This is a genomic window from Nocardia aurantiaca, assembly GCF_009708175.1.
In the GTDB taxonomy this organism is placed as follows: Bacteria; Actinomycetota; Actinomycetes; order Mycobacteriales; family Mycobacteriaceae; genus Nocardia; species Nocardia aurantiaca.
Map to the genome: position 1 here is coordinate 364658 of NZ_WMBB01000008.1, position 23348 is coordinate 388005.

20 protein-coding genes are annotated in these 23348 nt (G+C 68.2%); 11 read left to right on the forward strand and 9 right to left on the reverse strand.

What is annotated here, in order from left to right; all coding sequences use genetic code 11:
- The first annotated feature begins 121 nt into the window (after positions 1–121).
- On the forward strand, positions 122–1486 hold the full coding sequence (locus tag GLP40_RS19395) for a phosphatase PAP2 family protein (RefSeq protein WP_154789314.1): 1365 nt from the start codon (positions 122–124) through the stop codon (positions 1484–1486).
- A gap of 36 nt (positions 1487–1522) precedes the next feature.
- Here GLP40_RS19395 and GLP40_RS19400 read toward each other — a convergent pair whose 3' ends face one another.
- The 4 genes from GLP40_RS19400 to GLP40_RS19415 all read right to left on the reverse strand — a co-directional run bounded on the left by GLP40_RS19400 (position 1523) and on the right by GLP40_RS19415 (position 6912).
- Positions 1523–2857: a hypothetical protein gene (locus tag GLP40_RS19400; RefSeq protein WP_154789315.1), complete on the reverse strand. Its 1335-nt coding sequence runs from the start codon at positions 2855–2857 to the stop codon at positions 1523–1525.
- Between the two features lie 85 nt (positions 2858–2942).
- Positions 2943–5213, reverse strand: coding sequence for an AAA family ATPase (locus GLP40_RS19405; RefSeq protein ID WP_328290381.1), 2271 nt, complete (start codon positions 5211–5213; stop codon positions 2943–2945).
- Positions 5214–5281: 68 nt separating this feature from the next.
- Entirely contained in the window at positions 5282–6199 is a 918-nt protein-coding gene (pssA, locus tag GLP40_RS19410) for a CDP-diacylglycerol--serine O-phosphatidyltransferase (protein WP_407671625.1), read from the reverse strand.
- Complete coding sequence (locus tag GLP40_RS19415; RefSeq protein WP_328290393.1) at positions 6196–6912, reverse strand: phosphatidylserine decarboxylase; 717 nt, start codon at positions 6910–6912, stop codon at positions 6196–6198. Before GLP40_RS19415 ends, pssA begins: the two co-directional genes overlap by 4 nt.
- Before the next feature lie 291 nt (positions 6913–7203).
- Between GLP40_RS19415 and GLP40_RS19420 the strand changes: the two genes are divergently transcribed.
- Complete coding sequence (locus tag GLP40_RS19420; protein ID WP_154789317.1) at positions 7204–8232, forward strand: beta-ketoacyl-ACP synthase III; 1029 nt, start codon at positions 7204–7206, stop codon at positions 8230–8232.
- Positions 8233–8248: 16 nt separating this feature from the next.
- Here GLP40_RS19420 and GLP40_RS19425 read toward each other — a convergent pair whose 3' ends face one another.
- Positions 8249–8953: an SIMPL domain-containing protein gene (locus tag GLP40_RS19425; protein ID WP_154789318.1), complete on the reverse strand. Its 705-nt coding sequence runs from the start codon at positions 8951–8953 to the stop codon at positions 8249–8251.
- A 15-nt stretch (positions 8954–8968) separates the two neighbouring features.
- A complete protein-coding gene (locus tag GLP40_RS19430) occupies positions 8969–9427 on the reverse strand; it encodes an SRPBCC family protein (protein ID WP_154789319.1) in 459 nt (152 codons plus the stop codon).
- 572 nt (positions 9428–9999) lie between these two features.
- Here GLP40_RS19430 and GLP40_RS19435 point away from each other — a divergent pair.
- From GLP40_RS19435 to groL, 9 genes are all read left to right on the forward strand, one after another.
- Positions 10000–11673: an FAD-dependent oxidoreductase gene (locus tag GLP40_RS19435; protein WP_328290382.1), complete on the forward strand. Its 1674-nt coding sequence runs from the start codon at positions 10000–10002 to the stop codon at positions 11671–11673.
- A gap of 10 nt (positions 11674–11683) precedes the next feature.
- The gene (locus GLP40_RS19440) at positions 11684–13177 is read left to right on the forward strand and encodes an ATP-binding protein (protein ID WP_154789320.1); all 1494 of its coding nucleotides are present in this window, start codon (positions 11684–11686) and stop codon (positions 13175–13177) included.
- Positions 13177–13530 (forward strand): UBP-type zinc finger domain-containing protein, encoded by a 354-nt coding sequence (locus tag GLP40_RS19445; RefSeq protein ID WP_154789321.1) that lies wholly within the window; start codon positions 13177–13179, stop codon positions 13528–13530. The genes GLP40_RS19440 and GLP40_RS19445 overlap by 1 nt, the downstream gene beginning before the upstream one ends.
- Before the next feature lie 114 nt (positions 13531–13644).
- Entirely contained in the window at positions 13645–14076 is a 432-nt protein-coding gene (locus GLP40_RS19450; RefSeq protein WP_154789322.1) for a hypothetical protein, read from the forward strand.
- 146 nt (positions 14077–14222) lie between these two features.
- Positions 14223–15137 (forward strand): RNA polymerase sigma-70 factor, encoded by a 915-nt coding sequence (locus tag GLP40_RS19455; protein ID WP_154789323.1) that lies wholly within the window; start codon positions 14223–14225, stop codon positions 15135–15137.
- Between the two features lie 116 nt (positions 15138–15253).
- The gene (locus tag GLP40_RS19460; RefSeq protein ID WP_154789324.1) at positions 15254–16339 is read left to right on the forward strand and encodes an NAD(P)/FAD-dependent oxidoreductase; all 1086 of its coding nucleotides are present in this window, start codon (positions 15254–15256) and stop codon (positions 16337–16339) included.
- A 66-nt stretch (positions 16340–16405) separates the two neighbouring features.
- Positions 16406–17170, forward strand: coding sequence for a Clp protease N-terminal domain-containing protein (locus tag GLP40_RS19465; protein WP_154789325.1), 765 nt, complete (start codon positions 16406–16408; stop codon positions 17168–17170).
- Between the two features lie 109 nt (positions 17171–17279).
- Entirely contained in the window at positions 17280–17582 is a 303-nt protein-coding gene (locus GLP40_RS19470) for a hypothetical protein (protein WP_154789326.1), read from the forward strand.
- Positions 17583–17882: 300 nt separating this feature from the next.
- Entirely contained in the window at positions 17883–19505 is a 1623-nt protein-coding gene (gene groL / locus GLP40_RS19475; RefSeq protein WP_154789327.1) for a chaperonin GroEL, read from the forward strand.
- 134 nt (positions 19506–19639) lie between these two features.
- On the opposite strand, the gene GLP40_RS19480 is transcribed toward groL, so the two are convergent.
- From GLP40_RS19480 to GLP40_RS19490, 3 genes are all read right to left on the reverse strand, one after another.
- Complete coding sequence (locus GLP40_RS19480; RefSeq protein ID WP_154789328.1) at positions 19640–20512, reverse strand: SDR family NAD(P)-dependent oxidoreductase; 873 nt, start codon at positions 20510–20512, stop codon at positions 19640–19642.
- Between the two features lie 53 nt (positions 20513–20565).
- Positions 20566–22398: an ArnT family glycosyltransferase gene (locus GLP40_RS19485; protein ID WP_154789329.1), complete on the reverse strand. Its 1833-nt coding sequence runs from the start codon at positions 22396–22398 to the stop codon at positions 20566–20568.
- A 123-nt stretch (positions 22399–22521) separates the two neighbouring features.
- Positions 22522–22800: a hypothetical protein gene (locus tag GLP40_RS19490; protein ID WP_154789330.1), complete on the reverse strand. Its 279-nt coding sequence runs from the start codon at positions 22798–22800 to the stop codon at positions 22522–22524.
- Positions 22801–23348: the final 548 nt, after the last annotated feature.

Genomic DNA, 23348 nt, shown 5'->3' on the forward strand with positions numbered 1-23348 from the left:
ACATACGGTGTACGCGTGGCCAGGAGCGATATCGCGCTGACCGGGGGCTGTTCATCTGCTGAGATGGGCGGCGTTCAACTACTCACCGAGCTGGCGTTCACGCGGCGTTTACTATGTCTAGATGCTGCTCGACGATCCGCGTTCCCGAATCGGCGGTGGGGCACGCCGACCAGGAATGTGGGTGCCGTCGCCACGCGTGGGTCTGACCATCGCGCTGACCACGGGTGCGGTGCTGCTCACCGTCTTGCAGATCGTCGCCTCGCGCCATCACTTCACCGGCCCGCTCGAGAGCATCAAGGACGACTTCGCGGGCAATGCCAAATCCTTCACCGTGCCGTGGGCCGGGCTCGGGCTCGCGCTCATCGGGCTGAGCTGGCGGCGGCGGCTCATCGCCGTCGGCGCGGCCCTCGGCATCGACGTTGCCTACCAAGCGGTTCGATCGATGGCGGGCGGGCCGCTGGCCATGGGCAACGGCCCGGTCCTCGTGCTCCTCGCCGTCATCGTGCTCGCCTACTGGAAGTGGGAGGGCAAGGACCGCACCAACGCGCTGCACGCCGCCGCGCTGGGCATCCTGCTGGTGCTGTCCAGCAAGATCGCCGATGTCTGGCTGGGCATCACCGTGCTGGCCGGGCCCCGGGTACTCGACGAGCACATCGCGCTGGTCGACCACGCCCTCGGTGATCCGTCCTGGCTGATGGGGCAGCTGCTGGCCTGGCTGGGCCCGCTCGCCTCCGCCATCCTGCACTGGGTCTACATCGAACTGCCGGTCGGCGCCATGGTCGTGACCATCTGGCAGCTGCGCAATGTCGTGAAGACGGGTGAGTGGCCCCGGCACTACCTGGTGCGCACCTTCCTGGTGCTCGGCCTGATCGGGCCCATCTTCTACATCGTATTCCCCGTCGTCGGGCCGATTTTCGCCTTCGGCGCGGACGGGCACGCCTTTTCCTTGGGCCACTACTGGCCGAATGTCGTCTCGCCGGTCGACCCCTCGCCGGGCTCGATCGCCTTCGACCACTACACGCCACGCAACTGCATGCCGTCGCTGCACACCGCGTGGGCGCTGTCGATCTTCATCCACTCCCGCCGCGAGCCGTTCACCGGCGCCCCCGCACCGACCTGGCTGCGCTGGGGCGGCACGTTCTGGCTCATCGCCACGCTGTCGGCCACCCTGGGCTTCGGCTACCACTACGGCGCGGACCTGGTGGCGGGCGCGGCGCTGTGCCTGACCATCGAGTCCGCCCTGCGCGCACCGGAACTTGGCTGGGATCGCACCCGGACCCAGCTGGTCGCCGCCGGCGCGGCGCTCTTCGCCGGGCTGCTGCTGTCCTACCGGTATCTGTCGGTCGGCTTCGCCGAGCATCCGGTGCCGGCGGGCGTCATCGTGCTCGGCCTGTTCGCGGGCTATGCGACGGCCGTCTATCGCACCTGGTTCGGCGAGCGCGCCGTGACTCCGGCCGTTCAGCTCGAAGCCGCCGTGCGCGCCTGACCCGTCACCGGCCCGCGGTCACCCTTCGCTCGGGTATCACTCGGACGCGGCCGACTCGGTCGGGGATTCGGGTGAATCGGGTTCGACGGCGGGCAACGGGCGGCTGCGGCGCAGCAGGAACAGCCCCACCAGACAGCCGCCGACCACCAGCGCCGACGTCCATCCAGGGCTGGCGGTGCTGCCCGAGCCCACCGTGCACATGAACCCGTGATCGGGCGCCGGCATCGCGTCGTGGCCACGCGACACATAGTCGCGCATGCCCAGCACCGCCGACGGCACGAAGATCACCATGGTGCCCAGCACCCGGCTCGGCACGTAGCGGGGCCGGACCGAGAGCAGCCCGTAACCGATGAGCCAGGACACGGTCGCCGCGCTGCCCACGATCACCCACGCCCGCTCGGAATCTGCCGTGAGCGCGGTCGCTATCCCGAGCGCCCCGGTCGCCACCAGGCACACCACCGGCGAGCCGAGTCTGCTGCCCGCCCACATGCCGAACGCGGTCACCGACACCAGCAGCGGAATCGACCAGGCCGGCAGCTCGGCCGCCACGGTAGCCGAACCGACCGCGCTCAGCGCCACCGCCAGCAGCGCGATCTCACCGTCCCGGCCCGGCAACAACATGGCCGCGACAATGGCCGTTCCCACCGCCGTCACCACCGCGAGGCAGATCCCCGCCACGGTGTCGCCGTGTCGGGCCAGCCATTCCGCGCTGGCCAGGGTGACCAGCACCAGCACCACGCCCGCCAGAATCGGCGCCAGCGGCAGCTCGGCCGTGAGCCGTTCCGCGACCGGGCGCTTCCGATTCGCCGCCAACCCGAACCCGGCCATGGCCAACGCCAGCACGATCATCCATGCGGGCGGCATCTCGGTGGCGCGCCAGTGGGCGGTGATCGTCTCATCGATGCCGCCGCCCACCCGCGGCACCGGATTCACCGCACCCAGCAGCAGGCTGATCAGGATGCCCAGGGTCCACGCGAAGGCGGGCAGCCGACGGTGCAGCACGGCCGCGCCCAGCGCACCCAGGATTACGCCGCCCGCCAGCGAATCAATGAAATTCATGGTGGACAGCGAGGAATTCGGTTTTCCGGCATGTCCGATCACATGATTGGCCAGCAGCACTACCAGCCCGCCCACCGTGGTCGTCCACGCCGCGCCCGGGCTGCCCAGCGTGGTGATCAGCACCGCCACGATCATGGCGATGAGCACACCCGCCGCCACGGCACGGGGCAGGCTGTAGGCCAGCAGATTCAGCTGCAATGCGGAAGTCTGTGAGGTCCAACCGAAGTCGATGGGTAAGGCCAGCGCCAGCCCAGCAACCGTGGCTGCGACCAGTACCGTGATCGTCTCGGCGGCTACCTCATACGACCTCACCAGCGCAAAATTACCGTCGATAGGTGGCCCTATCGGTCCGACTCGCCTACTTTGTACAGATTCAGCGAACGACCGGCAGCGTTGGTCAGACGTAACCGGAGGGGTCGCCGGTAGATCGGGAGGTTTCCCGCTGGGCCGCGAACAGCCGCAGCGATTCCACCTGCACCGGGTCGAGTGAGGGCCGCACCGCCTTGCGGGCGGCAGTCACATCGGTGGCGGTCACCTCGCCGGCCTCGACATCGCGGCGCATGGCGGCGAGGGCGGCCTCGCGCAGCAGGGCCGAGCAGTCGGCGGCCGAATAGCCGTCCAGGTCCCGGGCCAGCAGGCGAAGGCTGACCTCGTTGGCCAGCGGCACGGATTTGGCCGCGGTGCGCAGGATTTCGGCGCGGGCGTCCGCATCCGGCGGCGGCACGAAGACCAGGCGTTCCAGGCGGCCGGGCCGGGCCAGCGCCGGATCGATGAGTTCCGGGCGGTTGGTCGCGCCGACCACGACCACATCCCGCAGCGGCTCGACACCGTCCAGTTCGGTCAGCAGCGCGGCGACCACGCGATCCGAGACGCCCGAGTCACTGGACTGCCCGCGCCGGGGCGCCAGCGCGTCCACCTCGTCCAGGAAGATCAGCGACGGGGCGGAATCCCGTGCGCGCTGGAACAACTCGCGCACCGCCCGCTCCGAGGAGCCGACCCACTTGTCCATCAGCTCCGCGCCCTTCACCGCGTGCACGCTCAACTGGCCCGATCCGGCCAGCGCCCGGACCAGGAAGGTCTTGCCACAGCCCGGCGGGCCATACAGCAGCACCCCGCGCGGCGGCTCGATACCCAGGCGACGGAACGAATCCGGATGCTTCAGCGGCCACAGCACCGCCTCGGTCAGCGCCTGCTTGGTCTCGGTCATGTCGCCGACGTCGTCGAGACTCAGATTACCGATGACCAATTCCTCGGACCCGGACCGCGACAGCGGGCGAATCACCTCCAACGCGCCGAGTAGATCCTCCTGCAACAGCACCGGACTTACCTCGCTCCCGGTTTCCTGATGCTCCCGGCTGGCCCGCGCCGCCGCCCGCAGCGCCGCCTCCCGCACCAGTGCCGCCAGGTCCGATACCACGAATCCCGGTGTCCGCGAAGCAATTCCATCCAATGTCAGCCCATCGGTCGGAACTCTGCGCAACAACTGCTCGAGGAGCGCGGCTCGCACCCCGGCGGTCGGCAGCGGCAACGACACCTGCCGGTCGAAAAGCTCGGGGCTGCGCAGCCGAGCATCGATGCCGACCGGATTCGACGTGGTGGCCAGCACGGCAACCGCGGGTAGCGCCACCGCGCGGCGTATTTGGTCCAGGATCATCGTGGCGACCGGTTCGGCCTCGGCGGGCAGCAGCGCGTCGAGATCGGTGATCAGCAGCACCCCTCCCGCGCCGGAGCCGATCTCCCTGACCTTGTTGCCGACTTCGCACAGTCGATCCCCGCTCGCGGTCGCGCCGACCGATGGCCCGTCGAGTTCGACCAGCCGTCGAGAACCCACCACCGCGCGCGCTAACGTCGCCTTGCCGACGCCCGCGGGCCCGGTGATCAACACGCCCAAATGCGAGCTGGCGCCAAGGGTTTTCAACAACTCGGGCTCGTCAAGGGCCAGATTCAGCCATTCGGTCAACTTGGCGGCTTGGGCCTGCACCCCGGCCAGATCCGCCACCGCCACCGCCGAGGTCGGTGCGGTCGAGGACGGTCTCTCGGGCGCCGCGATGGCAGGGGACGGCAGAGGCGCGTCGTCGAGCAGGCCGTGGGGCGTGTCGGTGCCGCCGATGATCGTCCCCAGTGTCACCGCGGTACTCGGCCGGATGGTGACCGGTCCCGGATGCGGATCCGTGGCCGTGACCCGCAGAACCTCCGAGGTCCAGGCGATACCCAGGCCTTTCAGCGCCTTTCGGGCGGCGGCCGGATTGTCGCCCGCCAGCAGATCGCGCGGCAGCAGTGTCACGCCGTCGCCCACGGTCACAATCTTGCCCAGCAGCGCCTGCCGCAGCGTTGATTCCGGAATGGCGGCCATGGCCAGGCTCGATCCGGTCACCGCCACCTGGCGGGCATCCGCCACCGAAGCCGGGGCGACCGTCACCTCGCCGCCCTCGCTCACCTTCGCATTGGACAGGGTCACCTCGTCCAGGAGTGCGACGCCGGTGGTGAACCCGTGTGTCGGCCTGAACGGCCCGACGACCGCGGTGGTGCGCCGACCCCCGGTGAGCGTGACACCGTCGCCTGCGCGCAAGCCCAGCGCCATCAGGACTTCCGGGTGCAGCCGCACCAATCCCCAGCGGGCATCCCCGCCCGAAGAGTTCCGGCGCGCGGTCAGCTTGATTTCCGGCACCCGTCAATTCTGCCCGGCGAACCGGCCCTCAGGCCCGCCGCTCGCGAATTGCGGCCCAGCCGTTGGTTTCAGTGGTTGGCGTGATCGGCTACGCGGCTGCGCGGACCGCCGGGGCGACGCAGCCGCAGCCGCGCCGTGGAGACCCGCGGCACCCGTCCGGCCAGCGGGCGCTCGCGGCGCTGCGCCTTGCGCTGGGCGCGGCGCTCCGCGGGCTTGTGGTGCCAGGTCTCCGGCCGGGCGGCCACCCAGCGCGCGGAATGCACCGCGAACGGGATGTGGCCCAGGTACAGCACGACCAGCGCCATCATCAGGATGAGCGGGTAGGTGAGCAGCAGCGCGGCGGCCAGGGCGACCAGCACCAGCAGGATGGGCGCGGTGCGCGGGGCCACCGAGACCGACTTGACGGCCAGCGTGGGCAGCGTGCTCACGCACAGCAGACCGGTCAGCACGGTCCACACCGACACCATGGGGAAGCTCACCCACCAGCCGTCGCCGAACTGCTCCGACAGCGCGATGGGCGTCAGCACGATGAGCGCGCCCGCCGGGGCGGGCACGCCGACGAAGTACTCCCGCTGCCAATCCGGGCGGTTGTCGTCGTCCATCAGGGTGTTGAAGCGGGCCAGCCGCAGCACCATGCAGACCGCGAACATCAGCGCCAGGATCCAGCCGATGCTGTCGGCGTGCAGGAAGGTCACGTACAGCACCAGGGCGGGCGTGACGCCGAACGCGATGGCGTCCGACAGCGAATCCAGCTCCGCGCCCATCTTGGTGGTGGCGTCCAACATGCGGGCGAGGCGCCCGTCCAGCATGTCGAAGACCGCGGCCGCGCCGACCAGCGCCAGCGCGATCCCCAGCGTGCCCTCCATGGCGAACTTCACCGCCGACAGGCCGGAGCACAGTCCCAGGATGGTCACCATGCTCGGCAACAGCCGGATGGTGCGGTTGCGGCGGCGCGGGTTCGGCGCGGGCGCGAGTTGTTCCATCATGAATCCAGTTCGGCCAGCACCGTTTCCGCACCGATGGTGCGCTGCCCGGGGACGACCAGCAGTCTGGTCCCGGCCGGGAAATAGGTGTCCACGCGCGAGCCGAACCGGATCAGGCCGTAGGTGTCGCCGATGCTCAGTTTGTCGCCGGCCTTGGCCTCGCACACGATGCGGCGCGCCAGCAGGCCCGCGATCTGCACCACCACGACCCGCTGGCCGGAGGCGGTCTCGATGACCATGCTGTTGCGCTCGTTGCGGTCGCTGGCCTCGGGCAGATCGGCGGAGAGGAACTGGCCCTTCTGGTAGGCGATCTGCTCCACCAGACCGCTCACCGGCACTCGCTGCACGTGCACGTCCAGCACCGACAGGAAGATGCTCACCCGCGGCAACGGCGCGTCGCCGAGTCCGAGTTCGGCCGGCGGGACCGCGGTGTCGACCAGGGCGACCTCGCCGTCGGCGGGGGCGACCACCACACCCGGGCGGTTCGGCGGCACCCGGTGCGGATGCCGGAAGAAGGTGGCGCAGGCCGCCGCGGCGGCAAGTCCGGTGCGGCGCACCCACTTTCGCCGGAAACCCAGCACGGCCACCGCCAGCGGGGCCGCCACGAACGGCAGGCCGGCCGGATGCAGTGGCGGAATGGCGGATCGGACCAGGTCGGCCACGTGACCGAGTCCGGTCTGTTCCGGGGTGCCGGGCGGGGTGGGTCGGCGGGCCACAAGCTCCTCTTTCATGCGCGGGTAGGTGCGGTCAGGGACCGCGATCACACGATACGGGAAGCGCGTTGGACGCTCGCGTTCTCGGTGACCGAACTCCCCGGCAGCGGTCACCGGCCGGACTGTGCGGCGCGCTGCGGTGCGCCCTCGATTGTGATCGGAAACATGTCCATGAGAGGCTTTCGCGATTAAGATGAGGGAGCCTCATGTCTGCGGCATTGTGGGTCCGCGGGGGGTGAGGAACCCGATGAAGGTCACGTTCGACGCGCAGTACGCAGTGCATAGGAGAGAACCATGGCTGCTCGAATCGCCTCGATCACCGGGGCAGAGCACACGGCAATGCTCGGGCTCGGCGTGTACCGACCGGAGCGAATCGTCACCAATGACGAGGTGGCGGGGCCCATAGATTCCAGCGACGAGTGGATCCGGACCCGTTCCGGCATTCGCACGCGACGCTTCGCCTCCCCCGAGGAGACGATCGTCAGCATGAGCGTCGCGGCCGCCCGCGACGCCATCGAGGCCGCGGAGATCGACGCGAATCAGATCGATTGCGTCATCGTCGCGACATCCACCTGGCTGCTGCTCACCCCCGCCGCGGGCCCGCAGATCGCCACCGCCCTCGGCCTGGAGAATGTGGCCGCCTTCGATGTCTCGGCCGGATGCGCGGGCTTCTGCCACGCTGTGGCCCTGGCCTCGGACCTGGTCAAGGGCGGTACCGCACGGCACGTGCTGGCGATCGGCGTGGAAAAGCTGACCGACACGGTCAACCCGAAGGACCGGGGCACCGCCTTCCTCTTCGCCGACGGCGCGGGCGCGGTGGTGATCGGCCCCTCGGACGAGCCGGGCATCGGCCCGACCGTCTGGGGTTCCGACGGCACCCAGCATCACGCCATCCGTCAGGACAAGGACTGGATGGAGTTCTTCGCCGAGATCGACGAGAGGGGGCTGGACGCAGTCCGCCCCTACCTCGCCATGGAGGGTACGGCCGTCTTCCGCTGGGCCGCACACTCTTTGGAGAAGGTCTGCCGCGACGCCATCGAGCGCGCGGGCCTGACCACCGACGAGCTGGACGCCATGGTGCCGCACCAGGCCAACGGCCGCATCATCGAGATCATGGCCCGGGTGCTGAAGCTCCCCGAGAGCTGCGCCCTCGCCAATGACATCGAGGAGACCGGCAATACCTCGGCCGCCTCCATCCCCTTGGCGATGGAGGCCCTGATGCGCACCGGCGACGCCAAACCCGGCGGCTCCGCGCTGCTCATCGCCTTCGGCGCGGGTCTGTCCTTCGCGGCGCAGGTGGTCCACCTCCCGAACTGGAAGTAGCCCACCGGCTTTCGGGCTACCCCAGATCCCAGGCGACGGTCACGGTGAACGTGACCGTCTGCTGGCCTGGCTCGAGGTTGATGTTCGGAGCGGCGCCGGGAGCGTTGTCCCGGTACATCGGCGTCGGCGTGGGCGTTGCGCCGCCGCCGTTTTCGCTGATGGTCTTGACCTTCTTCAGTTTCAGCCCCGACAGGTCCGCGTACTGCTGGGCGCGGGACTTGGCGTCGTCGAAGGCCCGTGCGCGGGCATCGGACAACAGTTTGGTGTTGTCCTCCAACCCGAATGCCACCGCGTTGATGCGGGTGTCATTGCCGCCCGCCTGCACCGCGGCGGACAGGATGCCGGAGGCTTTGGGCAGATCCCGCACGGCCACGTGCATGGTGTTGGTGGCGCGATAGCCGGTGATGGTGTGCCCGTCGGTCCCGTAGGCGGGATGGACGGACAGGTCGCTGGTCTTGATGTCCTCGCGTTCGGCCCCGGCGGTCACCATAGCGTCGGTGATCGCCTTGGCCTTGGCATTGGCCTGGTCCACCGCCGCGGATACGTCGGCGGCGCTCACCTCGGTGCCGAGATCGGCATTGAGCACGTCGGGCGTGCCCTGCACCTTGCCGGTACCGGAGACGGTGACCGTGCGGTCGCCCGCGGAGTCCGAGCTGCCACAGCCGGTGAGCAGGAGCGTGACACCGGCGGTCGCGGCGCAGATCGCTGTCAGTCGTCGCATGGGCCGAACCTACGCTCAGCGCTCCACGGTTTCCTTGATCTTTTCGAGGGTTTCGTGCATCCCGTCCACGAGAGCGCCTTCGAAGGGCTGCTCGCCGCCGAAGACGGTGTCGATGGTGCGCTGCAGCCACCAGGGCAGCTTGCCGTCGGGGACGTCGCGCCGCTGAATCAGCCGGGTGCCGCCGTCCGCGGTGGGCTCGAGGGTGTAGCTCCAGACCGTGCGATTCTCGGTCATGCGGAAGGCGATCGCGTGATTCGGCTCGAATCGCACCACCCGGGACGTGGTCGGGTAGACATAGCCCTTGGCCTTGTTGAGGTTCACCGTCCAGGTGCCGGTGCGCACCTTGCGTCCCAGCGGCTGCATGCGCAGCGTTTGCGGGCTGAATTCGCGAATGCGCTCGAGATCGGCGACGACGCTCCAGACCTGCTCCGGCGTGGCCGCGATATCGATGCTGGCTTCGAGATTCTTCGGCAACGTTGCCTCCGGTGACGTAATGATCGGTCCCAGGCATCCTAGTTCCAGGTGGCCTGGATCACCCTGACTGCGTGGCGTGGATCACCCCACCCCACCTGCACGTATAGCCCATGGCTCCGGTTCATCGCGCAGCTGAAATTCAACTAGATCACATTCTGGGGGTGTCGATGTCCGAAATGTAATGCGCGGCGCACAATGTGGGATAGACGAAGCAACAGACACTGCCACCAGCTTCCGATTGGGAAACGTGAGGTGATCGGCCGTGAACCTGCGTTCGCTCCTGCATCTCGAGACCAAGGCGGTCCCACTCCTTCCTGGCGAAGAGTCCGGTACCGATGCGGAGTCCTCCGAACCCAGCAAGCCTTCGAAGTGCTCTCGGCGCAACGGCAACGGCGCCCTCGAGGAGAGACTCGAGAGATTGCTGACGCCAACCGAAATGGATCTCATTCAGCATCATCGGATTTGAGCGGCGTGGTGCCAGGAGCGGCGAGCAAGGGCGACCTGTTCAGCCCGGCGCGAACGTGGCACGGTCTGGCCTTCGCGGGCTTGCCTCGTCATTCCATACTCGTTAGGTGACTTCACCAGCTGCCGCGAAGCCGGCCATTCTCAGCGTCGACGACGATCCTGGCGTCTCGCGCGCGGTCGTGCGGGACCTGCGCCGCCGGTACGGGGCGGACTACCGGATTCTGCGGGCGGAGTCCGGTGCCGATGCGCTCGAGGCGCTTCGTGAGATGAAACTGCGCGGCCAGCCGGTCGCGATCCTGATCGCCGACTACCGGATGCCCGGCATGAACGGCGTCGAGTTCCTCGAGCAGGCCATGGACCTGCACCCGTACGCGCGCCGCGTGCTGCTGACCGCGTACGCGGACACCAATGCCGCCATCGAGGCCATCAATGTGGTGGACCTCGATCACTACCTGCTCAAGCCGTGGGATCCGCCGGAGGAGAAGCTCTACCCGGTCGTCGATGCCCTGCTGGAGGCCTGGCGCGGGGATGAGCACAAGCCGGTGACCGAGACCAAGGTGGTAGGCCACCGCTGGTCGGCCCGCTGCTCGGAGGTACGGGAGTTCTTGGCGCGCAATCAGTTGCCGTATCGCTGGTATCAGGTGGACGAGCCGGAGGGAGCGCGGTTGCTGACCGCCGCCAATGCCACCGAGGACCAGTGCCCGGTCATCATCAACCCAGGCGGCGACGTGCTGATCATGCCGACCGACGCGCAATTGGCCGAGGGGGTGGGTCTGAACACCGACGCCTCCAGCGACTTCTACGACCTGATCGTGGTCGGTGGCGGCCCGGCCGGTCTCGGCGCGGCGGTTTACGGCGCTTCGGAGGGGCTGCGCACGGTCCTGGTGGAGCGCACCGCCACCGGCGGCCAGGCCGGTCAGAGCTCCCGCATCGAGAACTACCTGGGGTTCCCCGACGGTCTCTCCGGCGCGCAGCTGGCCGACCGGGCCCGGCGGCAGGCCGTGAAATTCGGCGCCGAGCTGATCACCGCGCGGGAGGTCGTGGGCCTGGAGGCCTGCGGTTCCGCACGCGTGGTGAGGTTCGCCGATGGCGGCAGCGTCGCGGCGCATTCGGTGCTCATAGCCACCGGCGTCAACTACCGTCACCACCCCGCCCCGGGCGTGGACGAATACACCGGCCGCGGCGTGTACTACGGCTCGGCCATGACCGAGGCCAGCGACTGCGCCGACAAGGACGTCTACATCGTCGGCGGTGCGAACTCGGCGGGACAGGCGGCGGTGTTCCTGTCCCGGCGCGCGAAGGCCGTCCACATCCTGGTGCGCGGCGCGTCACTGGAGGCGTCCATGTCGCACTACCTGATCCAGCAGATCGCGCAGATCCCGAACATCGAGGTGCGTACCCGCACCGAGGTGGTGGCCGCCGACGGCGACGACCACCTGCAGCGGATCGTGCTGCGCGACAACGAGACCGGCGTGGAAGAAAAGGTGGACGCGGAGCGGTTGTTCCTGTTCATCGGCGCCGCGCCGGAAACCGACTGGCTCGACGGCATCGTCAAACGCGACGACGCGGGCTACGTGCTGGCCGGACCGGACCTCATGGTGGACGGCGAACGGCCCGCCGGCTGGGAATTGCCGCGCCCCCCACAGCATCTGGAGACCAGCGTGCCCGGCGTGTTCGTGGCCGGCGACGTGCGGTCGGAATCGGCGAAGCGGGTGGCCTCGGCGGTCGGCGAGGGCGCCATGGCCGTCATGCTGGTGCACCGCTGGCTCGCGAAACAGTAGGAGTAGGTGAATGGGCAACACCCGATTGATCTGCGACCCGAACGAACTGCGGCAGCTGTTCCTGTTCGAGAAGCTCGACGATGACCAGCTGGCCTGGCTCTGCAAGGACGGCCGGGTCGAGATGTTCGAGCCCGGACTGGTTTTCCGCGAGGGCGACCCGGCCACCTGCTTCTACGTCCTCATGGACGGCGAGGTGCGGCTGACCAAGATGTCGGGCGGCGAGGAGATCGAACTCGTCCGCACCGAGCACACCGGCTCCTACTCGGGCGCGTGGACCGCCTACATGGGCGACAAGGTCGAACAGACCTACACCGCCTCGTTCTACGTGACCCGGCCATCGAAATTCTTCGTGCTGGACGCGGGCACCTTCGCGCGCATGATGCAGGAATGGTTTCCGATGGCGCTGCACCTGCTGGAGGGCGTCTTCTTCGGCAACCGCAATGCCAATGAGCGCATCGGCCAGCGGGAGCGGCTGCTGGCGCTGGGCTCGCTGTCGGCGGGTTTGACCCACGAACTCAACAATCCGGCCGCCGCCGCGGTGCGCGCCACCTCCTCGCTGCGCGATCGGGTCGCGGGCATGCGGCACAAGCTGAAGATGATGGCGCACGGCAAGTTCAACTCCGAGACCCTCGAGGCGCTGGCGCAGCTACAGGAGGAGGCGGCCGAGCAGGTCGCCAAGGCCCCGACGTTGACGCCACTGGAGGCCGCCGACCGCGAGGACGAACTGGGCGACTGGCTCGACGACCACGGCGTCGCCAACGGCTGGGACATCGCGCCGAACTTCGTGCAGGCCGGATTCGACATCGACTGGATGGAGAAGGTGCACGCCACCCTGTCCGGTTGCGGCGCCGATGTTTTCGAGGCGGCCATGCGCTGGCTCAACTACACGGTCGAGACCGAGCTGCTGATGAACGAGATCACCGACTCGACCAACCGCATCTCCTCGCTGGTGAACGCGGCCAAGCAGTACTCGCAGATGGACCGAGCCCCGTTCCAGGTGGTGGATCTGCACGAGCTGCTCGACAGCACGCTGGTCATGCTGGCCCGCAAGATCGGCGACAACATCACGGTGGTCAAGGAATACGATCTCGCGCTGCCGCCGGTGCCGTGCTACGCCGCCGAGCTCAACCAGGTGTGGACCAACCTGATCGACAACGCGGTCTCCGCCATGGACGGTCGCGGCACGCTCACCGTCCGCACCTATCGCGAGAACGAGTGCGCCGCCGTGGAGATCGGCGACACCGGTCCTGGCGTCCCGGACGAGATCCGCACCCGCATCTTCGAACCGTTCTTCACCACCAAACCGGTCGGCGAGGGCACCGGGCTCGGGCTGGACATCTCGTTCCGGATCGTGGTGAACAAGCATCACGGCGACATCCGCGTCGAATCCGAGCCTGGGAACACGCGTTTCATCGTCCGCCTGCCGCTCGAGGCGGCCGCCCCCGTGGATGGCGCCTCGGGGCGGGTGGTCCAGGCAGTGTCCGCCACTACGGAAGGCAATTGATGACCGAACAGATCGAGGGCATCGACACCGGCGTGCCGCCCAGCGGATCCGGCTGTGTGGAATGCGATGCCGCGGGCGGCTGGTGGGTGCACCTGCGCCGTTGCGCGCAGTGCGGCCATATCGGCTGTTGCGACATGTCGCCGAACCAGCACGGCACCAAGCATTTCGAGAGCACCGGGCACCCGTTCATCCAGAGTTTCGAGCCGGGTGAGGACTGGTACTACAACTTCGAGAACAAGCAGATGTACGAGGGCGGCCCGGAACTCGCGCCGCCGCACGCGCATCCGGTGGACCAGCCGGTGCCCGGTCCGCGCGGCCGGGTGCCTGCGGATTGGCAGCAGCACCTGCACTGAGGAAACCGGCGGGGCCGGACTTCTTCTTCCGGGAGTTGCCGGGGGCGGGTACGCTGCTGCGAGCGCCGGGCCGGTCCGGCGCCTGGCACTCACGGGAAGTTCGGAAAGCAGGGTATGAAGCGTCTTTCGATCGTCGCCCTCGCCGCCGGTGCGATGGCATTGACTCTCGCCGGTTGCGGTTCGGACAAATCCAGTGATGCGAACGGCCCGAAGCAGTCCGGGACCACCACGGCCGCCAGAACCGCCAGTGCGGTCGCTTCCACCACTGTCGCGGCTCCGGTGCAGCCACCCGCCGAGGCCCCCACCAGGGCCACCGCCGCCAAGAAAACCAGCGCGCCCGCCGGTGCCCAGACCACCTGCGGCGACTTCCGCGACCTGACCGAGGATGCCGAGAAGCAGGTCATCGATCAGGTCCTGGCCGCCAATCCCGGCTCGTTCCTGGACGGCAGCCCCAATGTGGCGCTCGGCACCGCCAAGCTGGCCTGTCTCTCCTCCGGCTACACGAATACACCGGTCGCGGTGGCAATCCGGGTGGCTCCCAAATAGTTTCGAGCTGCATCGTCGGTCCGCCGTAAGCCCCTCGTCGGTCGGGGGGGTTCGCGGTGGCGGCGTGTGGGTGGTTACCGCCGGGGGCCCGTCGGCGCAGGCGTATCGTCCCGAGACGAGCGCGCACGACGAGGACGGATGAACCTATGGATTCCGATGGGTTGGTCGAATTCGAACGGCACCGGCCGCGTTTGTTCGCGCTCGCCTACCGGATGCTCGGCTCCGCCGCCGAGGCCGAGGACGCCGTGCAGGAGACCTACCTGCGCTGGGACGCCACCGACCGTGCCGAAATCCGTTCCGCCGAAGCCTGGTTGACCACCATCCTGGTCAACCTGTGCCGCACCTGGCTGGATTCGGCCCGCGCCCGGCGCGAAACCTACGTCGGGCCCTGGCTGCCCGAACCGGTCCGCACCGGCCACGGCGAACTCGGCCCGCTCGAGTCCGCCGAACAGCGCGAGCTGGTGTCGATGGCGATGCTGACCATGCTGGAACGACTGACACCGGCCGAACGCGCCGTCTTCGTCCTGCGTGAGGCGTTCGGATACGCCCATCGCGAGATCGCCGACATGCTCGACCTGTCCGTGGCCAACTCCCAGCAGCTCTATCGCCGTGCCACCCGCCACGTCCGCCAGGAGCGGCCGCGTTTCGACGCGACCCCCGACCACGTGCGCGCCCTGTTCGAGAAGTTCCTGGGCGCAGCGCAATCCGGCGATGTGGCCGCGCTCGAGTCCATGTTCACCGCCGACATCGTCTCCACGGCCGACGGCGGCGGCAAGTTCACCGCGGCCCGTCGCCCGGTCGTCGGGGCCGGTCGGGTGGCGCACTACATCCACGGCCTGGTCACCCGGCTGCTCCCCGGCTTCCCGGATGTGTCGATCGACTTCGACGAGGTCAACGGCGGACCCGCCGTGGTCTTCCGGACCGCGGGTGCGGTCCTCATGATCGCCACCATCGACGTCGTCGGCGATCGCATCTCCGCGCTGCGCATGGTCCTGAATCCCGACAAGCTGGCCTTCTTCGCGCGCGCCGAGCAAGCGTCGACGGGCGGGTCCGCCGCCTGACCTGCGGTTGGCGCGTCCCGCGTGTGTGGCAGGGCGCACACCCGGAATCTGTCAGGAATCGCGTGCCCGTCCCGTCTGGAGGGTGTCGACTACCTCCTCAGGGAAGGACTCCTCTCATGACCACAGAACATCGGATCGTCGTGCTGGGCGCGGGATACGCGGGCCTGTCGGCGGCGCGCCGGGCAGCGAAGATCAAGGGCGTGCGGGTCACGGTCGTCGATGCCCGCGCGGAATTCGTGGACCGGGTGCGATTGCACCAGGCGCTGGCGGGACAGCAGGTGCCGCGCGCCGATCTGGGCGAGGTGCTGGCGGGTAAGGGCATCGAGTTCGTGCAGGCACGGGTCGAGCGCATCGACACCGCCGCGCACCGGATCCGACTGGCCGACGGCGGAACCCGCTGCTACGACACCCTCGTCTATGCCCTCGGCAGCTCCGGTGATCGTTCGGCGGTGCCGGGGGCGACCGAGTTCGCCTACTCGGTGGCCGTTCCCGAGGACATCGGGCGGATGCCCGCGCTGTCCGGCCGGATCGCGGTGGTCGGTGGCGGGGCGACCGGCATCGAGGTCGCCAGTGAGCTGGCCGAGTCGCGACCGGATCTGCCGGTGTCGCTGATCAGCGCGGACGAACCCGGCGGCTGGCTCTCGGCGAAGGCGCACAACCATATTCGCGCGGTCCTGGATCGGCTCGGCGTGCGGGTCCGCGCGGATGTCAAGGTGGCGGCCGTGACGGCGGATGGTCTCGAACTGGTCGACGGTGAGCGCGTTCCCGCCGAAACCGTGCTGTGGACAACCGGTTTCGGAGTTCCGCGGGTGGCGGCCGACTCCGGGCTCGCGGTGGACCCGCGCGGCCGGGTCCTGGTCGACGACGAGCTGCGCTCGCGCTCGCATCCGGATATCTACGCGGTCGGCGATGCCGCCGTCATCGCCGGTCCGGACGGGCGTGATCTCCGGATGGCTTGCGCCACCGCGATTCCGGCGGGCACGTACGCGGCCACCGCCATCGCGGCGCGGCTGCGCGGCAAGGAGCCGGCGGCGCGCGAGTATCGCTACGTCTTCCAGTGCATCAGCCTGGGCCGCCGCGATGGTGTCATCCAGTTCGTGCACGCCGATGACTCGAATGCCCGGACGGTCCTGACCGGTCGCACGGCCGCGTGGTTCAAGGAGCAGATCGTGCGCATGGTCGGGAAAGTGGCTCAGGAGTAGGCGGAATTCAGACCATCGTCAACATATGGTTGACCATCCATCAATGGTCAACCTAAAGTTGACGATATGACGAACTCCATCCGCCTCGACGACCTCATCGACGGCATCAAGAAGGCCCGCCCCGACAACGTCCTGGATCAACTCTCCGACGCCGTGGTTCTCGGTAACCACATCGGCGAGGTGGCCGACCACCTGATCGGCCACTTCGTCGACCAGGCCCGCCGCTCCGGCGCGTCCTGGACCGATATCGGCCAGAGCATGGGCGTCACCAAGCAGGCCGCCCAGAAGCGCTTCGTTCCCAAGACCCCCGCCGATGCGAGCCAGGCTGCCGCCCTCGACCCCAATGCCGGATTCGCTCGCTTCACCCCGCGTGCCCGACATGTCGTGATGGCCGCGCAGGAGGAGGCTCGCGCTGTCGGCAACCTCGAGACGCGGCCCGAGCATCTGGTGCTCGGCCTGCTCAGTGAACCGGAATCGCTTGCGGTGCAGGTGATCACGGCCAAGGGTGTGTCGGCCGAGGCGCTGCGCCGGGTGGCCACCAACGCGCTCCCGGCCGCCACCGGCGACCCGGTGCCCGCCCTCATCCCCTTCGACGCGCAGGCTCGCAAGGCCCTCGAGTTGACCTTCCGGGAAGCCCTGCGTCTGGGCCACAACTACATCGGCACCGAACACATGCTGCTCGCGCTGCTGGACCTGGAGAACGGTTCCGGGATCCTGACCGGGCTCGGCCTGGACAAGGAATCGGTGTCCGCCGATATCGCGGACCTGCTCCAGTCCCTGCCGCTCGTCGATCCGCAGGCGAGCGGAGCGCCGGGCGGGGATACGCGGTAGTCCGCGCGTGTCGTTCCGGCGGGCTGCCGACCTGGTGATGTAGGGCTCGCCGCCGCTCCCGCGTCACCGGGTCCGCTGGTGTGCATGATGCGACGGATACGATTGTGGGATGGCGGGCGACGAGGGTTCCGACCTAGTTGCGGGGGAAAAGCGCGCCGATCTGTTGCGCGCGCTCAGTTATGTCTCCACCGAGGACGCCCCGGACGGTGGCTACATCGTGAACGGAGACCTCCCACCCGAGGTTGCCCCACCGTTCATCCGGGCCATCATGCGCATCGAAGCCGAACTCCTCCTGCAAGACGCCGAACTCGTGACCGTCGAGCACGGCGAGCCGCGCACTCCGGAGGAGCGCCGCACCGACGCCTTGATCGCCCTTCTGCTCCGCGTAGACGATCGTTCCCACTTCTCGTAGTCCCGGGGGAGCCGATTGGCCGCCGAGACGACTCGTGCGGCCAGCCATCCATTTCAAGGGTCCCGGGTGGGAGTTCCTGGCATCTCTCGTTGGGCGTGCGGGTGCGGCGTCCACACCCTCTCTCCAACCTTGCACTCGCCCGGGGTGAGTGCTAGAAATGTTTTGGCACTCCATACCGGTGAGTGCTAGGTCGGAACGGTGAGGCCGGGCTGGGTTTCATTCGAAAGCTCCGGTCGTCCGTCGCGGGCACCGAACCTGACCAGATCATGCCAATCCCCTGATCTGGAGGATCTCAACGCAATGGCCAAGACAATTGCGTACGACGAAGAGGCTCGCCGCGGACTCGAGCGTGGCCTGAACAGCCTCGCCGACGCTGTCAAGGTGACCCTGGGCCCCAAGGGCCGCAACGTGGTGCTGGAGAAGAAGTGGGGCGCCCCCACCATCACCAACGACGGCGTCTCCATCGCCAAGGAAATCGAGCTCGAGGACCCGTACGAGAAGATCGGCGCGGAGCTCGTCAAGGAAGTTGCGAAGAAGACCGACGACGTCGCGGGTGACGGCACCACCACCGCCACCGTGCTGGCCCAGGCGCTGGTCCGTGAGGGCCTGCGCAACGTGGCCGCCGGCGCCAACCCGCTGGGCCTGAAGCGCGGCATCGAGAAGGCCGTCGAGGCCGTCACCGCCAAGCTGCTCGACACCGCCAAGGAGGTCGAGACCAAGGAGCAGATCGCCGCCACCGCCGGTATCTCGGCGGGCGACTCGTCCATCGGTGAGCTCATCGCCGAGGCCATGGACAAGGTCGGCAAGGAAGGCGTCATCACCGTCGAGGAGAGCAACACCTTCGGTCTCCAGCTGGAGCTGACCGAGGGTATGCGCTTCGACAAGGGCTACATCTCCGGTTACTTCGTGACCGACCCGGAGCGTCAGGAAGCGGTCCTCGAGGACCCGTACATCCTGCTCGTCGGCTCGAAGATCTCGACCGTCAAGGACCTGCTGCCGCTGCTGGAGAAGGTCATCCAGGCCGGCAAGCCGCTGCTGATCATCGCCGAGGACGTCGAGGGCGAGGCCCTGTCGACCCTGGTCGTGAACAAGATCCGTGGCACCTTCAAGTCCATCGCCGTGAAGGCCCCGGGCTTCGGTGACCGCCGCAAGGCCATGCTGGCCGATATCGCCATCCTGACCGGTGGCGAGGTCATCAGCGAAGAGGTCGGCCTCTCCCTGGAGACCGCCGGACTGGAGCTGCTGGGCCAGGCCCGCAAGGTCGTCGTCACCAAGGACGAGACCACCATCGTCGAGGGCGCGGGCGACGCGGAGGCCATCAAGGGCCGTGTCGCGCAGATCCGCACCGAGATCGAGAACTCGGACTCCGACTACGACCGTGAGAAGCTGCAGGAGCGCCTGGCCAAGCTGGCCGGCGGTGTCGCGGTGATCAAGGCCGGCGCCGCGACCGAGGTCGAGCTCAAGGAGCGCAAGCACCGCATCGAGGACGCCGTCCGCAACGCCAAGGCTGCCGTCGAAGAGGGCATTGTCGCCGGTGGTGGCGTGGCCCTGCTGCAGGCCGCCCCGTCCCTGGAGGCCCTGTCCCTGTCGGGTGACGAGGCCACCGGCGCGAACATCGTCCGCGTCGCGCTGTCCGCCCCGCTGAAGCAGATCGCCTTCAACGCCGGCCTGGAGCCGGGCGTTGTCGCCGAGAAGGTCTCCAACCTCCCGGCGGGCCACGGCCTGAACGCCGAGTCCGGCGAGTACGTCGACCTGCTGGCCGCCGGCGTTGCCGACCCGGTCAAGGTCACCCGCTCGGCCCTGCAGAACGCGGCCTCCATCGCGGCCCTGTTCCTCACCACCGAGGCCGTCGTCGCCGACAAGCCGGAGAAGGCCGCCCCCGCGGCCGACGCGACCGGCGGCATGGGCGGCATGGACTTCTGAGTCCTGCCTTCCGGCAACACATCTGAACAACGAGGGCCCGGCCACCTGACGGTGGCCGGGCCCTCGGCCATATGGGGGCCGGAACGCACTGCTGCTGTGGGCGGTCGCCGTGAGTGACGGCGGCCGCGGGTCGGTCACATGCCGTGCTGGAAGCGCGCGCTGCGGATGCTGTCGGCGCGTTCGGGCAGCACGCTGTCGAGCAACGCGGTCACCCGACCCATGACCGGGGCGAGGCGGCGGGGACGGTCGATGATGGCGTCGCAGATGATCTGGCCGCCTTCTTCCGGAGTGAGGGCGTTGGCCGTGGCCTGCTGGTAGACGGGGTTGGCGGTGATCATGTCGGTGCGGACGAGGGGGAGGTAGATGGAGGTGAATCGCAGGTTCTCGGTGTGGGTTTCGGCTTGGAGGCTGGTGCTCAGCGAGTCGAGTGCGGCCTTGGAGGCGACGTAGGCGGCGTAGCCGGGACCGCCGTAGAGGTTTGCCAGGGACAGGATGTTGATGATTTGGCCGTCGCCGCCGGCGCGCATGGCGGGGGCGAAGGCGAGGATGAGCCGCACCGCCGCGAAGTAGTTGAGCCGCATGGTGCGCTCGTAGTCGTGGAAGCGGTCGTAGGACTGGTCGAGTGTGCGGCGGATGGAGCGGCCGGCATTGTTCACCAGGATGTCCACGTGGCCGTGGTCGGCGAGCACCTTCGCGGCCATGGCGTCGAGGGCGTCGAAATCAGTGAGGTCGCAGGGGTACGCGACCGCCCTCCCGCCCCGGGCCTCGATCTCGGCGACGGCCTGCTCGAGTTCGTCGGCGCGGCGTGCGACCAAGAGCACGGTGGCGCCGACCGCGCCGAGTTTCGCGGCGGCGACCCGTCCGATACCGGAGGAGGCCCCGGTGATCAGGACGATGCGTCCGGCTGCGGCGTCCGCGAGCGTGCGGTGTCGCCGCAGCCGCGCGAGGCTCACCTGGGTGTCGAGGCCGTGCTTGATCTTGTGAATCAGCCCGCTGATGTCCTGCATGGTGAGAGATGCTAAGTGCCGCAGATTGATTCGGGGCCGTTTCGGATTCCGTGTCAGTGGCGGGCACAGGTATAGGCGAGGACCGCGGCGCCGTCCCTGCCTCCGGGCAGGGCGCGACAGTGCTGCCGGATCCAGACCACGCGGTCGTCATCGGTGGGAGTCAGCAGCACCAGGCCGACCTCGCCGTCGTCGACCATGCGGGCGACCTCGGCAGTGGTCGGCACCGGGGCCGCGCCGGTGAAGCCGCCGATGGTCGGCACCTGCCTGCCGCTGGACAGAATGAACGGCGAGCCCAGCGCCGAGGTGTACGTGACCAGCGGATATTTCACGTGGCCGGGCATTTTCGCGATCTGTTCGTCGAGTTCCCGGGCCGAGATGAGGGCGGAGGCCATGAACCCCCGCGTCACCTGACGGGCCTGCGCCGATTCATAGGGTGTGTCGAGTGGTCCGTAGCCGTCCGCGACCACCGATATCGCGGCCGTCGTGGGCGCGGCGAGCGCCGTGCCGAGAAGCAGTGCGGTTGCCCAAGATTCGCGGGCGCGCAGCGCGACCATGATCAGCACCACGGCGACGACCACGAGCCCGGCCCGCACCCAGCCCGGCGCGGCCGCCGACAGCCACCAGCCGTAGCAAGCGGTCGCGGCCACCGCGACCATCCCCAGCCCGCGCACCCGGCGATCGTCGGTCTGCCGGTACGCCTTGGCTCCCATACCGATCAAGGCCCCGATCGCGGGTGCCAGCACTGCCAGGTAGTAGGGGTTCACCGTCCCGATCACCAGGAAGACCGCGACATGGATGAGGAGCCAGCCGCCCCACAGCACGATCGCGGCGGTCTCGCGATCAGTGCGCGGCCGCCGCCGGGCTGCCCAGGCCAGTGCGATCAGGCAGATGAGCGCGAGCGGAATCAACCACCCGGTTTCCCGTCCACCTCCACCTCCGAAAAGATGGTCGAACCGGCTGTCCGGGCCCAACACCAGTTCCGCGCGGAATCCTGTGCCCTTGCCGCCGGTGGTGAAGTTGGCCGATCCCACACTGAATCCGTCATTGGCGCGACTGGCCGCGTTGTAGACGAAGACCTGCTCGAACAGTGAGTTGTCGTGACTGCCGTCCACGTACGGCCGATGCCCGGCGGGCAGCAGACTGACCAGGGACATCCAGCTCAGCGACACCACCAGCGCGGTCGCGCTGAACCAGCCCAGGCCGGTGATGCGTTGCCGCAGTTCGGTTCTCGGCGCGGCGACCAGTATCGCCGCCGCCACGACCGGGACGATCAGCCAGGCCTGCACCATCTTCGCCTGGAAGGCGAGGCCGATGCAGAGTCCGCACAGGATCAGATTCCGCGTCCTTCCGGAGACGATCGTGGCCGCCGCCTGATCCGCGGCCAGTACGAGCAGCAGGATCAGCATGGTGTCGGAGATATTGCCGCGATCGAGCGCGACCACCGCCGGTGCGAGTGCCGCGACCGCCGCCCCGACGAGCGCCGCGTACGGACCGGACAGTCGCCGCACCGCCCGATAGAGCACGAGCACGGTGAGGACGCCCTCGAGGACCTGTGGCAAGAGATACGACCAGGTGTGCGCCCCGAAGATCCGCGCCGACAGCGCTTGGATCCAGATCGCTCCCGGCAGTTTGTCGATGCTGATGGTCGCGTCCGGGTCCAAGGCCGCGTAGAAGAAGTTGTGCGGGCTCATGCTCATCGAGCGGGCGGCGGCCGAGTAGTAGAGGTGTGGTGTCTGCGTGCTGATGCCCCACGCGTAGAGGACTCCGGCGGCGACGGCGATGCCCAGTAGTGCGGGCCGGGCCCAGCGTGGTTGGTCGGCCGGCCCGCGCAACCACCGTGACCAGTCGGTTCCGGATCGTTCGGGACGTGTGATTACCCCTGTCACAGCCCCAATCTGGGCTCGTCCCCGGTGCGAGTCAACAGAATTCCACCCGTGGGTGGATGGCTTCCGGCGTGAATCGTCCGCACGGTGTATCGGGACCTACCCGGGGTGGATGGCCATGCCGGCTCAGCGGTTGGGGTGCCGCGCCGAGAGGGTGGCGGCCGCATCGATGGGCCGGATGCCCAGCTGTTCGGCGATGGCGGCGATGGTGGCGTGAATGTCGGCGCCGGGCTGGGCCGGGGCGAGGAGAAGCTCGGCCAATTCGATGGCGGCGATCGCCTGGGCGCGGGTGAGTACTCGGCCCGGCAGCCAACTAACGCGCCAGTCGGTTTCTTTATGACCGGGAAGCCGTTCCGCGAACTCGTCGACGACAGAACTGGTAATCGACCACTCGCAGACGTACACACCACCAACGGTCGTGCACCGCTCAGGCGAATGCAACACTTCGGGCCTTACTCGCGCAAGCCCGAGAACAATGCGGCGAGCAGATGCGTCGGCATGCGCGAATTGTGGCTCTGACCAGCCGATTTGACTTCTGTTCGTAGCAACACGTAACTTATTCCAGGTCAGAGCGACACGGACACCGACCCGGAGCCCCGAGGGCCTGGGAAACGAGGTTGGACGAGGAGCGCCTGATGATCACACTGGCTTGGCCTGACCAGCGGATTTGGTTCTGCTGCATGGTGCGAGCTAAGCTTGAAAAGTTGCTTAGCTGATCGAACGGGCTCACTGTCCGGGAGATGGCTTGTGCGTGTGTTCTTTGAGAACTCAATAGTGTGTCGATGAATGTCAGTGCCAAATTTTTGTAATTTGGTTCCGATTCTCACCCCCGTGTGAGGGTCGGACATTGAAGTCAGCTAATTTCCGGCTGGCGATTTGTTTTGCTAGGTTTTCGGACTCTGGTTCGAGATACTTCTGATTCGCTCTTCGGAGTAAATCTAGAGTCTTCAACG

Bases quoted from the DNA above. Each gene is read 5' to 3' on its own strand.
- GLP40_RS19420 (WP_154789317.1), top strand. From the start codon at position 7,204: ATGGCTGCTCGAATCGCCTCGATCACCGGGGCAGAGCACACGGCAATG.
- GLP40_RS19450 (WP_154789322.1), top strand. From the start codon at position 13,645: ATGAAGCGTCTTTCGATCGTCGCCCTCGCCGCCGGTGCGATGGCATTG.
- GLP40_RS19395 (WP_154789314.1), top strand. From the start codon at position 122: ATGCTGCTCGACGATCCGCGTTCCCGAATCGGCGGTGGGGCACGCCGA.
- GLP40_RS19460 (WP_154789324.1), top strand. From the start codon at position 15,254: ATGACCACAGAACATCGGATCGTCGTGCTGGGCGCGGGATACGCGGGC.
- pssA (WP_407671625.1), bottom strand. From the start codon at position 6,199: ATGATGGAACAACTCGCGCCCGCGCCGAACCCGCGCCGCCGCAACCGC.
- groL (WP_154789327.1), top strand. From the start codon at position 17,883: ATGGCCAAGACAATTGCGTACGACGAAGAGGCTCGCCGCGGACTCGAG.
- GLP40_RS19470 (WP_154789326.1), top strand. From the start codon at position 17,280: ATGGCGGGCGACGAGGGTTCCGACCTAGTTGCGGGGGAAAAGCGCGCC.
- GLP40_RS19480 (WP_154789328.1), bottom strand. From the start codon at position 20,512: ATGCAGGACATCAGCGGGCTGATTCACAAGATCAAGCACGGCCTCGAC.
- GLP40_RS19455 (WP_154789323.1), top strand. From the start codon at position 14,223: ATGGATTCCGATGGGTTGGTCGAATTCGAACGGCACCGGCCGCGTTTG.
- GLP40_RS19425 (WP_154789318.1), bottom strand. From the start codon at position 8,953: ATGCGACGACTGACAGCGATCTGCGCCGCGACCGCCGGTGTCACGCTC.
- GLP40_RS19445 (WP_154789321.1), top strand. From the start codon at position 13,177: ATGACCGAACAGATCGAGGGCATCGACACCGGCGTGCCGCCCAGCGGA.
- GLP40_RS19440 (WP_154789320.1), top strand. From the start codon at position 11,684: ATGGGCAACACCCGATTGATCTGCGACCCGAACGAACTGCGGCAGCTG.
- GLP40_RS19465 (WP_154789325.1), top strand. From the start codon at position 16,406: ATGACGAACTCCATCCGCCTCGACGACCTCATCGACGGCATCAAGAAG.